This is a genomic window from Streptomyces sp. NBC_01351 (assembly GCF_036237315.1).
Classification (GTDB): domain Bacteria; phylum Actinomycetota; class Actinomycetes; order Streptomycetales; family Streptomycetaceae; genus Streptomyces.
Genome location: NZ_CP108356.1, coordinates 492,813 through 505,164 on the forward strand (window position 1 = coordinate 492,813; position 12,352 = coordinate 505,164).

The 12,352-nt window shown below is 73.2% G+C and carries 12 protein-coding genes, 1 tRNA gene and 1 riboswitch; of the genes, 7 read left to right on the forward strand and 6 right to left on the reverse strand.

The window, feature by feature from the left end:
• The first annotated feature begins 96 nt into the window (after positions 1 to 96).
• Complete coding sequence (locus OG625_RS02420; protein ID WP_329376393.1) at positions 97 to 1,725, forward strand: N,N-dimethylformamidase beta subunit family domain-containing protein; 1,629 nt, start codon at positions 97 to 99, stop codon at positions 1,723 to 1,725.
• 142 nt (positions 1,726 to 1,867) lie between these two features.
• Positions 1,868 to 2,266, forward strand: a complete 399-nt coding sequence (locus tag OG625_RS02425) for a VOC family protein (RefSeq protein WP_329376394.1) — start codon at positions 1,868 to 1,870, stop codon at positions 2,264 to 2,266.
• 37 nt (positions 2,267 to 2,303) lie between these two features.
• Here OG625_RS02425 and OG625_RS02430 read toward each other — a convergent pair whose 3' ends face one another.
• The 4 genes from OG625_RS02430 to OG625_RS02445 all read right to left on the reverse strand — a co-directional run bounded on the left by OG625_RS02430 (position 2,304) and on the right by OG625_RS02445 (position 5,456).
• Complete coding sequence (locus tag OG625_RS02430) at positions 2,304 to 3,089, reverse strand: ABC transporter ATP-binding protein (RefSeq protein ID WP_329376395.1); 786 nt, start codon at positions 3,087 to 3,089, stop codon at positions 2,304 to 2,306.
• A complete protein-coding gene (locus OG625_RS02435; RefSeq protein ID WP_329376396.1) occupies positions 3,086 to 4,129 on the reverse strand; it encodes a FecCD family ABC transporter permease in 1,044 nt (347 codons plus the stop codon). Before OG625_RS02435 ends, OG625_RS02430 begins: the two co-directional genes overlap by 4 nt.
• The gene (locus OG625_RS02440) at positions 4,126 to 5,118 is read right to left on the reverse strand and encodes an ABC transporter substrate-binding protein (RefSeq protein ID WP_329376397.1); all 993 of its coding nucleotides are present in this window, start codon (positions 5,116 to 5,118) and stop codon (positions 4,126 to 4,128) included. The genes OG625_RS02435 and OG625_RS02440 overlap by 4 nt, the downstream gene beginning before the upstream one ends.
• A gap of 45 nt (positions 5,119 to 5,163) precedes the next feature.
• Positions 5,164 to 5,310, reverse strand: a riboswitch (cobalamin riboswitch).
• A gap of 72 nt (positions 5,311 to 5,382) precedes the next feature.
• Positions 5,383 to 5,456: transfer RNA gene (locus OG625_RS02445), tRNA-Trp, on the reverse strand.
• Between the two features lie 152 nt (positions 5,457 to 5,608).
• Here OG625_RS02445 and OG625_RS02450 point away from each other — a divergent pair.
• The 4 genes from OG625_RS02450 to OG625_RS02465 all read left to right on the forward strand — a co-directional run bounded on the left by OG625_RS02450 (position 5,609) and on the right by OG625_RS02465 (position 9,755).
• Positions 5,609 to 6,130: a hypothetical protein gene (locus tag OG625_RS02450; protein WP_329376398.1), complete on the forward strand. Its 522-nt coding sequence runs from the start codon at positions 5,609 to 5,611 to the stop codon at positions 6,128 to 6,130.
• 150 nt (positions 6,131 to 6,280) lie between these two features.
• Positions 6,281 to 7,603 carry a glycoside hydrolase family 18 protein gene (locus OG625_RS02455; protein ID WP_329376399.1) on the forward strand — a complete coding sequence of 441 codons (1,323 nt, stop codon included), beginning with the start codon at positions 6,281 to 6,283 and terminating at the stop codon, positions 7,601 to 7,603.
• 89 nt (positions 7,604 to 7,692) lie between these two features.
• Positions 7,693 to 8,877, forward strand: a complete 1,185-nt coding sequence (locus OG625_RS02460; RefSeq protein WP_329376400.1) for a serpin family protein — start codon at positions 7,693 to 7,695, stop codon at positions 8,875 to 8,877.
• Positions 8,874 to 9,755 (forward strand): aldo/keto reductase, encoded by an 882-nt coding sequence (locus tag OG625_RS02465; RefSeq protein WP_329376401.1) that lies wholly within the window; start codon positions 8,874 to 8,876, stop codon positions 9,753 to 9,755. Before OG625_RS02460 ends, OG625_RS02465 begins: the two co-directional genes overlap by 4 nt.
• Here the strand turns inward: OG625_RS02465 and OG625_RS02470 are convergent.
• Both OG625_RS02470 and OG625_RS02475 read right to left on the reverse strand, forming a co-directional pair.
• Positions 9,718 to 10,746 (reverse strand): sugar kinase, encoded by a 1,029-nt coding sequence (locus OG625_RS02470; protein ID WP_329376402.1) that lies wholly within the window; start codon positions 10,744 to 10,746, stop codon positions 9,718 to 9,720. The two genes, OG625_RS02465 and OG625_RS02470, sit on opposite strands and share 38 nt — an antisense overlap.
• Positions 10,743 to 11,378, reverse strand: coding sequence for a bifunctional 4-hydroxy-2-oxoglutarate aldolase/2-dehydro-3-deoxy-phosphogluconate aldolase (locus OG625_RS02475; protein WP_329376403.1), 636 nt, complete (start codon positions 11,376 to 11,378; stop codon positions 10,743 to 10,745). The genes OG625_RS02470 and OG625_RS02475 overlap by 4 nt, the downstream gene beginning before the upstream one ends.
• Positions 11,379 to 11,464: 86 nt before the next feature.
• Between OG625_RS02475 and OG625_RS02480 the strand changes: the two genes are divergently transcribed.
• Positions 11,465 to 12,262, forward strand: coding sequence for an IclR family transcriptional regulator (locus OG625_RS02480; protein ID WP_329376404.1), 798 nt, complete (start codon positions 11,465 to 11,467; stop codon positions 12,260 to 12,262).
• Positions 12,263 to 12,352 lie beyond the last annotated feature (90 nt).

Consider the following 12,352-nt stretch of genomic DNA (forward strand, 5'->3'; position numbering starts at 1 on the left):
CTGTAATTCGGCGGGCACTCAGGCAGTGCTGCTCACCCACGCTGAGGTGGCGGGTCGGTGAAAGTGGGGCCCGAAGCGTGACATACCGTGCCCTCCATGGATCATGAGCACATAGCCGGGGCGGCCGGGGGCCGCGACGGTGCTGGTAGGCGGCGGTTCCTCGCGTTCGCGACGGGGGCTGCCACGGTGGCCGGGCTCGGGGCCGTATCCGGCTGCGCGGGCGGGGACGGCGGCGCCGAGGGACGGGGCGGGGACCGGCCCGGAGGGTCCGCGGCTCCGAGCGGGGAGCCGCCGGCGAGCGGGCCGCACGGCTTCGACGTCAAGGCCGAGAACGCCCGCCCGGGCAATGCCGACTGGCCGGTCACCAAGGCCGGCCCGGACCGCGCCATCGAGGGGTTCGCGGACAAGGTCAGCGTGCTGCCCGGTGAGTCGTTCGGGCTGTTCGTGTCGACCACCGAGCCCCGGTTCACCGTCTCCGCCTACCGGATGGGCTGGTACGGCGGGGCCCGGGCGCGGCTGGTGTGGCGTTCCGAAGCGCTGCCGGGGGCCCGGCAGCCCGAGCACACCGTGGACCCCGGCACCCGCATGGTCCGCACGCGGTGGGCCCGCGCCACCACGGTCGAGACCAAGGACTGGCCCGAGGGCTGCTACCTCCTCCGGCTCGACGCGCAGGGCGGCGAGGGCCAGCGTTTCGTACCGGTGACCGTCCGGTCGGCCGCGACGGCCGGCCGTACGGTGGTGGTCAACGCGGTGGCCACCTGGCAGGCCTACAACCGGTGGGGCGGCTACGGCAGTTACGACGGCCCCAGCGGCGGCTACGCCTCCCGTTCGCTGTCCGTGACCTTCGACCGGCCCTACGAGTACGACGACGGCGCGGGCCTGTTCCTGGTGTACGAGGCCCCGCTGATCGCGCTCGCCGAGCGCCTCGGCATCCCCCTGGCGTACGCGACCACCACGGACGTGGCACGGGAGAAGCGGCTGCTGGAAGGTGCGGCGGCGGTGCTGTCGCTCGGGCACGACGAGTACTGGTCGCCGGAGCAGCGGGCGCACGTCACGGCCGCGCGCGACGCGGGCACCAACCTCGCGGTCCTGGGCGCGAACTGCTGCTTCCGCCGGATCCGCCTCGAAGCCTCCGACCTGGGCCCGGACCGGACGCTGGTCTGTTACAAGTCCTCGTACGCGCAGGACCCGGCCTTCAAGCGGGGCCATCCGGCGACGGTCGATTTCCGGTCGGTGCCGGGCGCGGACCCGGAGAGTTCGCTCCTCGGCGTGATCTACGACGGTTATCCCGTGGACGCCCCGTACGTGGTGACGAACCCGGGCCACTGGCTGTTCGAGGGCACCGGTGCGAAGGCGGGCGACCGCTTCGAGCACCTGGTCGGGGTGGAGTACGACAAGGTGAACACCGGTTTCCCCACGCCCCGGCCGATCGAGATCCTGGCGCACTCCCCCGTGGTGTGCGACGGGCGGCCGAGCCATCAGGACACGGCGTACTACACGACGACCAGCGGGGCGGGGGTCTTCGCGACCGGGACGATGCGGTGGGTGGAGGCCCTGGACGCGACGGGCGACGGCCGTGACGGTCGGAACCACGGCCTGGACGCGCGCTCCGGGGCGCTGACGACCCTGGTGACGGAGAACCTGCTCCGGGTCTTCGCGGCGGGCCCGGCCGGCCGGACGCATCCGGCGCAGGACAACGTCAAGGCGGTGTACGGGGGTTCGTGAGGTCCGGTGGGGCGGGGTGGCCGTATGGCGGTGGACCACACCCGCACGGCGCGCTTAGGATCGTCATCACGGCATCGCGTGTCGGTCACCGACCGGGTGAGGCATGGAGGTGCCGTGGCGTGCCTTTCGGAGGCATTCACCCATGTCAGTCGAACTGAACCACACGATCATCCACTCCCGTGACAACCGGGAGTCCGCCGAATTCCTGGCGCACATCCTCGACCTCCGGGTCGGGACCGAGTGGGGACCCTTCATCCCCGTCGAAACCGCCAACGGCGTCACCCTGGACTTCGCGACCATCCCGGCCGAGTCCATCACCCCGCAGCACTACGCGTTCCTCCTCTCCGAGGAGGAGTTCGACGTGGCGTTCGAGAAGATCCGGTCGGCGGGCCTCACGTACTTCGCCGACCCGCACGGCAAGCTCCCCGGCGAGATCAACCACAACGACGGGGGCCGCGGGGTCTACTTCTTCGACCCGAACGGGCACGGGATGGAGCTCATCACGCGCCCGTACGGATATCAGGAGGACGCGGCCGAGTAGCGCCCCCGGCGCTCGCGCTCCCGCTCGCGATCCACCCTCACGCCAGGGTGACGTCGGCGAAGGGAAGGTAGACGATGTGGGGCGCGCCCGTGTCGGGGTGGACCTCGACACGGGCGCGGACCCCGTACACCTCGGCCAGCAGTTCCTCGGTGAGTACCTCGGCCGGCGGCCCGGAGGCCGCGACCCGGCCACCGGACAGCACGTACAACCGGTCACAGAAGGCGGCGGCGAGGTTGAGGTCGTGCAGGACGAGCAGGCTGGTGGCGGGCAGGTCCCGGACCAGGGTCAGGATCTCCAGCTGGTAGCGGATGTCCAGGTGGTTGGTCGGCTCGTCGAGGGCGAGCATGCCCGGTTCCTGAACGAGGGCCCGGGCCACCAGGGCGCGCTGGCGTTCGCCGCCCGAGAGTTCGTCGAAGCGGCGGTCGGCGAAGCGGGCCACGCCCACGGTCTCGAGGGCTTCGGCGATCCGGCGGGCGTCCAGCGGTCCGTCCTGTTCCCAGAAGCGTTTGTGCGGGCTGCGCCCCATGGCGACGACCTCGCGGACGGTCAGTCCGAACGTGCCGCTCGCGTCCTGCGGGACGACCGCCATCCGCCGTGCCCGCTCCTTGACGGTGAGCGCGCCCGCGTCGGCGCCGTCCAGCAGTACCCGGCCGGCGGTGGGCCGCAGGGTCCCGTAGACGCACCGGAGCAGGGTGGTCTTCCCGCTGCCGTTGGGGCCGACCACGCCGACGGTCTCACCGGGCCGGGCGGTGAGGTCGACGCGGTGCAGCAGTGTGTGCCCGTCGGTCTCGTAACGCAGGGCCTCGACCACGAGTTCCGTCATCCGGCGATCCCCTCGGTACGGCTGGAGCGTCTCAGCATCCACAGGAAGACCGGCCCGCCGACGAGCGCGGTCACCACGCCCACCGGTATCTCCTCGGGCGCGGCCGCGGTACGGGCGAGGAGATCGGCCAGGGTCAGGAACACCGCGCCGCCCAGTGCGGCCACCGGGAGCAGTACCCGGTGCCCGGCGCCGACGATCATCCGGGCCGCGTGCGGAACCATCAGCCCGACGAAACCGATCGCGCCGCTGTAGGCGACGAGCACGCCGATGACGAGGGAGGTCAGGACGAACACGGCGGCACGGAAGCGCCCGGTGTCCAGGCCCAGGGTGTGGGCGCCCTCGTCCCCGGCGAGCAGCAGGTCGAGCGGCCGCGCGAGGGCGACGAGCAGGCCGGTTCCCAGCAGCAGCGCGGCGGCGGGCAGGGCGAGTTCGTCCCAGCGGGCCCCGCCGAGGCCGCCGAGGGTCCAGAAGAGGACGGAGCGCAGCTGGTCGGGTTGCGCGGCGAGCACCAGGACCAGGCTGGTGAGGGCCGACAGGACGTACTGGACGGCGACCCCGGCGAGGATCAGACGGCCGGTGGTCATGGTGCCGCCGCGCCGCGCCATCGCGTAGACGGCGACGAGCGCGCCCATCGACCCGGCGAAGGCGGCGAGCGGGACACCCACGTCCACGCCCGCGCCGGCCCCGATGGCGGATCCGGCGCCGAAGACGATGACGAGGACGGCTCCCGCGGAGGCACCGGAGGAGGCGCCGAGCAGGAAGGGATCCGCGAGCTGGTTGCGTACGAGGGCCTGCAGCACGGTGCCCGCCACCGCGAGCCCGGCGCCGACGAGGGCGCCGAGGATCACCCGTGGCATCCGGACGTCCCAGACGATGGCGGAGAAGGCCCCGGCGGGCCGCTCCCCCGACAGCCCTCCGAGCACGATGTCGAGCACCCGGCCGGGCGCGATCCGTACGGGCCCCAGGGCCAGCCCCGCGACCGCCGCCGCAAGGAGCGCGGCAGCCAGCGCGCACAGCACGGCGGCCGTGCGCAGCCTCACGCGGCGTCGGGGTGGAGCTGGTGCCCCAAGGACTCGACGGCGTCGGCGACGCGCACGCCGAGTACGGCCGAGGACAATGGCAGCACGACGAACCGCCGGTTCTTGACGGCGGGAACCTCGGCGAGCGCCGGGTCGTTCAACAGGCGCTGCTTCTTGGCTTCGACGGTGGTGCCGCCGTAGTCGTAGATGAGGACGACCTCGGGCTTGCGCTCGATGACCTTCTCCCACGACACGTCGCCGAAGGTGTCCTTGAGGTCGGCGAAGACGTTCGTGCCGCCGGAGAGGGTGACGATCTCGTTGCCTATGCCGCCGCCTCCGGAGGTGGAGGCGGTCGCTTCGCCGGAGTCGTAGACGAAGACGGACGGCCGGGGCTTGTCCTTGACCCGGGCGGTCACGGCGCCGATGCGGCGTTCCTCGTCGGCGATCAGCACGGCGCCGCGCTCGGGCACGCCGAAGGTCCGGGCGACTTCGGTGATCTCGGTCTTGAGCTGGTCGAAACCGACGGTGCCGGGGGTGCAGTACTCCACGTTCAGGCGGGAGTTGATGCCGGCCTGGGCGAGCCCCGCGCGGTCGCGGCCCTGCGCCTTGTCGAAGGCGCTCGCATAGCCGCCGTACACGAAGTCGGGATCGGCGCCGAGCAGGGTCTCCTTGGAGGGGTACTCCTTGGCCAGCACCTTGATCTTGTCGTAGGCGGGCCGGTACGCGGGCAGCACGGCGTCGTCGAGATAGGCGGAACCGGCGATCCGGTCCTGGAGCCCGAGGGCGAGCAGGAGCTCGGTGGCGTGCTGGTTCATGGCGACGGCACGCCGGGGCGGGCTCTGGAAGGTGCTGGTCACACCGCAGTTGGTGACGGTGTACGGGAACCCGGGCGCGGCGGCCGCGCCTTGGGCCCGGTCGTCCCCGCCCTCCGCCGAACCGCCGCAGGCGGCCAGGGGCATCAGGAGCACCAACGGAAACATTGCACGCAAAACGGTGCGGGAACGCGACATGGCGAAGCCTCTCCGGGGGATCCGCGTCCCCTGGCCGACGTGAAGAAGGAGCAGAGGCGGTGCGTCAGTGTCTGACTCCCGGCCTCCCTCACGGAGATGGCCGGTCACAGTGGCGGGACCGCACCGGAATCGCACCGGTTTCCTGTCCTGCACCGCCTGGGGTATCGGGGCCCAGTCTGCCAGACGCAAACCGCTGCTCCCGCAAACGCCGAAGGCCCGCATCAGCAGCTGACTGCTGACGCGGGCCTCGGGTCGCTTCCGTTGCAGGGGCGGCAGGATTCGAACCTGCGACATCTGGTTTTGGAGACCAGCGCTCTGACCAGCTGAGCTACACCCCTTCGGCGAAACCAACCATGGCACGGCCGGCTGTGGAGATCCAACGAATTCCCGGGGTGTCCGAGCCCTGAGACACCCGGGCGGCCGCAGGTGGCGAGAGTCGGGGTCGGGGAGGATCGTGGGCAGGGTGATCCGCGGATCGGAAGGTTCCACCATGCCCCGGGGTCGAGGCCGAGGGCGCCTCCGGCTGCGGGCGGCCCTGGCCGCGCTGGCGTTCACCGTCCCCGTGCTGCTCGGGGCGGGACCCGGTGGTTCCGGGGAGACGATCCCGCTCGCCGGCCGGGAGCCCGGTGAGCGGCTCGACGTCACGCTGACGCAGGTGGTCGACCCCGCGAGCCCCGCCGACCCCGCCGGCCCCGCGGACGCGGCGGCCGCTCAGGTCGACGACCGGCTGGTCGCCGTCCGGTTCCGGCTGGAGAACACCGGCTCCGTCGTCTACGCGGACTCCCCCGTCTCCTGCGCTCACCTGCTCGACTCCACCGGGCGGCGGTTCGCCGCGCTCAACACCCCCACGACCGCCGGGGCGGCCTTCCCCGACACCGTCACGCTCGATCCCGGCGGCACGGCGGAGGGTTTCGTCACCTTCCACCTCCCGGACGACGCCGCCCTCGCAGCGGTGCAGTTCGCGCTGAACGGCGGTCTCGCGGACGATGTCGGCCAGTGGAGCCTCTCGTAGCGCTCCGAGCCGAGCACCGGGCACCCCGCGCACACCCGAGCGCCCGCGAGTTTCCGCCACCCCCTTGACCCGCCTGGTCCAGACCAATAGTTTCCGGCATGCACCGCGCACGCGCACACGCCTCACTCCCCGCATCCGCAAAGGAAGCCCATGCGCCGCAGCATGCTCGGCAGACTGGCCGTCGCCACCTGCTCCCTCTCCCTGCTGACCGCCTTCGCGCCCGCCGCCGCGCAGGTCGACGGCGGCCACGACCGCGCGTACAAGAAGGTCGGCTACTTCACCCAATGGGGCGTCTACGGGCGGGACTTCCAGGTCCAGGACCTGGAGGCGAACGGCTCCGCCGACAAGCTCACCCACATCAACTACGCCTTCGGGAACGTCAGTCCGGAAGGCAAGTGCTTCACCGGGAACGTGCCCGGTGAAGTGGACGCCTGGGCCGACTACGTGCGCCCGCTCGACGCCGCCAACTCCGTCGACGGGGTCGCCGACACCTGGGAGCAGCCGCTCGCGGGCAACTTCAACCAGCTGCGCGAGCTCAAGGCCAAGCACCCGAACCTCAAGGTGCTGATCTCGCTGGGCGGTTGGAGCTGGTCCACGCACTTCTCGGACGCCGCCCTCACCCCGGCCTCCCGCAAGGCCTTCGTCGAGTCCTGCATCGACCTGTACATCAAGGGCAACCTCCCGCAGGACGGCACCCGTGGTGGCGCGGGCGCGGCCGCGGGCGTGTTCGACGGGATCGACCTCGACTGGGAGTGGCCCGGCTCGGCCGGCGACGCCGACACGAAGTTCCGCCCGGAGGACAAGGAGAACTTCACCGAGCTCGTCAAGGAGTTCCGTACGCAGCTCGACGCGTACGCGCGCGGCCAGAAGCGGAAGTCGGCGTACGAGCTGACGGCCTTCGTCCCGACCGCCGCTGCCAAGATCGACGCGGGCTTCGACGTCCGCCGCATCATGCGCCACCTGGACTTCGTGACCCTCCAGGGCTACGACTTCCACGTCTCGGGCGAGCCGACCACCGCCCAGCAGTCCGCGCTCTACGCCCGGCGCGACTTCAGCGTCGACGGCACCGTGGACGCCTGGCGACAGCGCGGGGCGCCCGCGCACAAGCTGGTCGTGGGCATGCCGTTCTACGGGCAGGGCTGGACGGGCGTGAGCGGCGGCGGGGACGGCATGGGGCAGCCCGCGACGGGCCCGGCGCCGGCCACCTGGTCCGCGGGGTACGAGGACTACAAGGCGTTGAAGAAGCTGGCCGATTCGGGGACCTACCAGGTGTACCGGGACCGGCGCGGCGGCCACGCCTGGCTGTTCGACGGCAACACCCTGTGGACGTACGACGACCCGCAGGTGCTGCGCGCCAAGACCGCCTACGTCCGCGAACACGGCCTGGGCGGGGCGATGGTCTGGTCGCTGGACGCGGACACCGCCGACGGCGAGCTGATGACGGCCGTGGACCGGGGCCTGCGCGGCCGCTGAGCAGGCCGCTGACCGGCCACAAGACCGGCGCCGCCGGGCCGCGGAAAAGCACCCGGCCCGGCGGTGCCACTCCACGTACCCTCCCCCGCATGAGGAACTCGACGGTAAGGGCGGTCAACCGCCTCACGAAGCGCTGGGCCGCCGAGGCTCCTGCCGAGGGCCCCGGCACGGTGTTCACCGCGGCCGGGGCCTGGCCGCTGCTGGCCCTGCTGGCGGACGGCGCGGGCGGTCCGGCCCGCGCGGAACTGGCGGATGCCCTGTCCATACCCGCCGAGTCCGCCGCCGGGGCCGCGCGGGAGCTGCTGGCCGGTCTGACCGGCGTACCGGGTCTGCGGGCGGCGACCGGGCTGTGGGCCAAGGCCGACCTCCCGCTGGAGGAGACCTGGTCGGCGAAGCTCCCGGCCGGCGCCCGGGGGACGCTCACCGACGACGCGGAGGCCGACACGAAGGTGCTGGACGCGTGGGCGTCGGACCGGACCGGCGGCCTGATCGAGCGCATGCCCGTGACCCTCGACGAGGAGACCCGGCTCGTCCTGGCCTCCGCGCTGGCGCTCCAGCTGAAGTGGATCCAGCCGTTCCGTGCACTGCCCGGCCGCGTGGACGAAGGCCCCTGGGCCGGTCGGCCGCTGTGGATGCTGCATCGCAGTACCTCCCTGTTGGACCGGGCCCGAGTGGCTCACGGCCCGACGGGTCCGGTCACCCTGCTGGAAGTCGTCGGAAACACCGGGGTGGACGTCCACCTCGTACTGGGCGAACCCGGCGCGCCCGCCGGTGAAACCCTCGGCACCGGGATCGACGCCGTCACGAGGGCCCTTCCGTCCACGGGCGCGCATCTGCTCCCCGAGGGGAACCCCGGTCCGGGACTGTTCGTCGCTACCGAGGCGGCCGTGTCCCCCGAGCCCAGGCTCCGCATCACGACCGTCGCGTTCGAGGTGCGCGCCGAGCACGACCTCCTGTGCCAGGCCCGGCTGTTCGGGTTGGAGACCGCCTCCGACAAGGACTCCGGGCACTTCCCCGGTATCAGTTCCGAACCGCTGGCCATCGGATCGGCCCGCCAGTCCGCGCTGGCCCGCTTCACCGCGAAGGGGTTCGAGGCCGCGGCCGTCACCGCCTTCGCCATGGCGCCCGGTTGCGCCATGCCTCGGCTGAGGTACCGCGTCCGCCGGGCCGAAGTCCGCTTCGACCGGCCCTTCGGCTTCCTGGCCGTCCACCGGACCTCCCGGCTGGTGCTGGCGGCCGGGTGGGTGAACGAGCCCGGTATGGTCACGCAATGACAGAAACGATCACTGCGGCCGCGGCCGGCACCTGGGCGCTCGGCGACCTGACCGTCAACCGGATCGGCTTCGGCGCGATGCGGCTCACGCACCTCGCCGACGGCTCCCCCAGCGATCGGGACCGGGTGACCGCCGTGCTGCGGCGGGCCGTGGAGCTCGGCGTGAACCACATCGACACCGCCGCCTTCTACTTCTCCCCGCTGCGCTCCGCCAACGAGCTGATCAACCGCGCGCTCGCCCCGTACGCCGACGAGCTCGTCATCACCACCAAGGTCGGTCCGGGCCGCGACGCGGGCGGCAACTGGTGGTGGGCGGCGCCGGAGCAGCTGCGCGGGCAGGTCGAGGAGAACCTGCGCCAGCTCGGCCGGGACCACCTCGACATCGTCAACCTGCGCATCCAGCGCCGGGAGACGACCGGGTCGATCGCCGAGCACTTCGGGGCCCTCGCCGAGCTCCGCGAGGCCGGGCTGATCCGGCACCTGGGCATCTCGAACGCCCGCGCCGACCACCTCGCCGAGGCGCGGGCCATCGCGCCGGTGGTGTGCGTGCAGAACCCGTACGGCATCGGCTCGCCCACCGAGGACCACGCCTTCGCGGACGCGTGCGGGGAGCAAGGCGTGGCCTTCGTGCCGTTCTTCGCCATCGCCGGCGCGGGCAAGGAGGCCGGCGTGGTGGCGGACGACGGCGAGCGGGTGCGGGCCCTCGCCGAGGCGCACGGGGTGTCGGCGGCGCAGCTGCGCCTGGCGTGGACGCTGAGCCGCGGACCGCACGTCCTGTCGATCACCGGCACCGGAAATCCGGACCACCTGGTCGAGAACATCGCGGCGGGCGCGCTGCGCCTCACGCCGGAGGAGGTCGCTCTCCTGAGCGCGGCGTGAGCGGCGTCCGGGCGTCCGCACCTCGACCCGCCCCCGCCTGAACGGCCGCCAGCGCCGCCGTCGCCGCGAAGGTCGGCACCAGTCCCGTGCCCCCGCGCCCCGACACCGACAGGGAGGCGGCGGCCAGCCCGTAGGCCACCGCGTCCACGAGGGTGTCGCCGAGGACGAGCCGGGCGGTGGCGGTCCCGGTGAAGCAGTCCCCGGCTCCGGTCGCGTCGACCGGAGCCGGATTGACGGGTACGGGGTGGTAGCGGGCGGCGGCGCCCGTGCCCTCGTCCAGCAGCAGCCGGTCGGCGCCCCCGGTGACCGCGACGGCCCGGGCACCCAGCGCGCGGTAGCGGGCGGCGGCGGTGCGGGGCTCGTCGGTGCCGACGAGGGCCAGCGCGTCGGCCGGGCAGGAGCTCTTGAGCAGCCCGGTCAGCGGGGCGATCCGGGCGAGCAGCTCGCGGGCCTCGGCGCGGCCGGTCATCCGGGGGCGGAAGTTGGGGTCGTACGAGAGGTGCCCGCCGGCCGCGTGCACCAGGCGGGCGGCGGCCAGTACGGCGTCGCGGCCGGTCGGCGACAGCGCTCCGGTGATGCCGCTGGTGACCAGCGCCCGGCAGCCGGTCAGCAGCCCGCGCCAGGACTCGACGTGCTCGGGCGAGAGGGTGGAACCGGCGCTGCGGGTGCGCCAGTAGACGAACGCGCGGTCGCCATCGGTGTCGGCGCTGAGCAGGTAGGCGCCGTTGGGCCGCGCGGCCCGGCGTACGTGCGAGACGTCCACGCCCAGCTCGGCGGCCCGCCGCAGCAGCGGCACGCTGAGCTCGTCGTCGCCGACCACGGCCAGCAGCGCGGTCCGGGCCCCGGCGGCGGCCGCCGCGGCGGCCGCGTTGAGGGCGTCCCCGGAGTAGGAGATGCGGGCCGGGGTGCCGTTGGCGGCCTCCCGGAGGGCGGTGTCGGCGTGGATCTCGACGAGCACCTCACCGAGTACGAGGACGTCGTAGCCGCTCACCGCCCTTCCCCCGGAGCGCAGCAGCACGGCGCGGCAAGCCCGCCGAACAGGGCGGCCAGCTCCCCCGGACCGGCGGGCAGGCCGCCGCCGATGCCGACGGCGCTCGCTCCGGCCGCGATCCAGTCGGGGACCTCGGCGGGCCGGATCCCGCCGGTCGGGATGATCACCGCCCCGGGGAGGACGGCCTTGAGGGAGCGGATGAAACCCGGGCCGCCCACGTGCGCCGGGAACACCTTGGCGGCGCCCCCGGCGCGGACGGCTGCGGCGATCTCGCCGGGGGTGAACCCGCCCTCGACGAAGACGGCTCCGCGGCGCGCGGCGGCTGCGCGGACCTCGGGGGCCGGGTACGGGGAGATCAGGAAGGCGGCGCCCGCGTCCAGGGCGGTCTCGGCCTGCGCGGCCGTGGTGACGGTGCCGACGCCGATCAGGGCGGGGCGGCCGTGCGCGTCGGCGAGCGGGACCGTGCGGGCGAGGGCCTCGGCCCAGCCGGGTGTGGAGGTGGTCAGTTCCACGGCCCGGCAGCCGGCGGCGAGCAGGGTGCGGGTCTCGCGGACGGCTTCGTCGGCGTCGGCGTTGCGCAGCACCGGCAGGAGCCGCTGCGCGGCCAGTACGTCGTACGGGTGGCAGGACAAGGACCCTCCCGTTCGTTCCACGTAGCGGAACGAGGTATCGTCTTGCGGAACCATTGGTCTAGACCCTATCCAGACCGGGAGTTTGCGTGTCAACGCCCCTGACGCATGGCGCCGCCCCGCACGCCCCGCGAGGCGGCCGGACCTCTGCCGCCGGGTCCGCGCTGGAGAAGTCCCTGCGCGTCCTGGAGGCGGTGGCGGCCCCCGGCGGTCCGCACCGGCTGGCCGAGGTGACGGCGGCGGCCGCCGTGCCCAAGTCCACCGCCTTCAGGATCCTGGCCTCGCTGATCGAGCAGGGCTTCGTACGCCAGGAAGCCGAGAGCCGCTACGGGGTGGGGCCCCGGCTGCGCGGGCTGTCCGCCCTCGTCGCCGGCGGGGAGCCGGCGAGCATCGGGCGGATCCTCGGCGACCTGGGGCGGGCCACCGGCCAGACGGTGCACCTCGCCCTGCTCAACGGGGAGTCGATCACCTACATCCGCAAGCTGGAGGGCGAAGACCAGCCGTTCCGGACGGCCTCCCGCGTCGGCACGCGCATGCCGCTGCACACGACCGCGATCGGCAAGAGCGTCCTGGCCCACCTGCCCGCCGCAGAGGTGCGGGCCCTGATCGCCGCCACCGGCCTGCCGGGGCGGACCCCGAACTCGCTGACCACCGAAGAGGCCCTGGAAGCCGATCTCGCGAGGATCCGTACCCGCGGCTTCGCCCTCGACGACGAGGAGAACGAGCCTGCCATCCGCTGCATCGGCGCTGCGGTCCTGGCCCCGGACGGCCGCCCGATCGGCGGAGTGAGCGTGACGACCGTCACGTTCCTGGTCTCCCGCGAGGAGATCCAGACGTACGCGGCCGCGCTCCTCGCCGCAACCGAAGCCCTGGCCCCGCTGCTGTGACGGCGGGCCGGGATGATTGTCGGCGCACGTCGCGAATCCGGCTTCCGGATAACTGTTATCGGGACCCGGCTCGACGGTCTCCCAGGTATC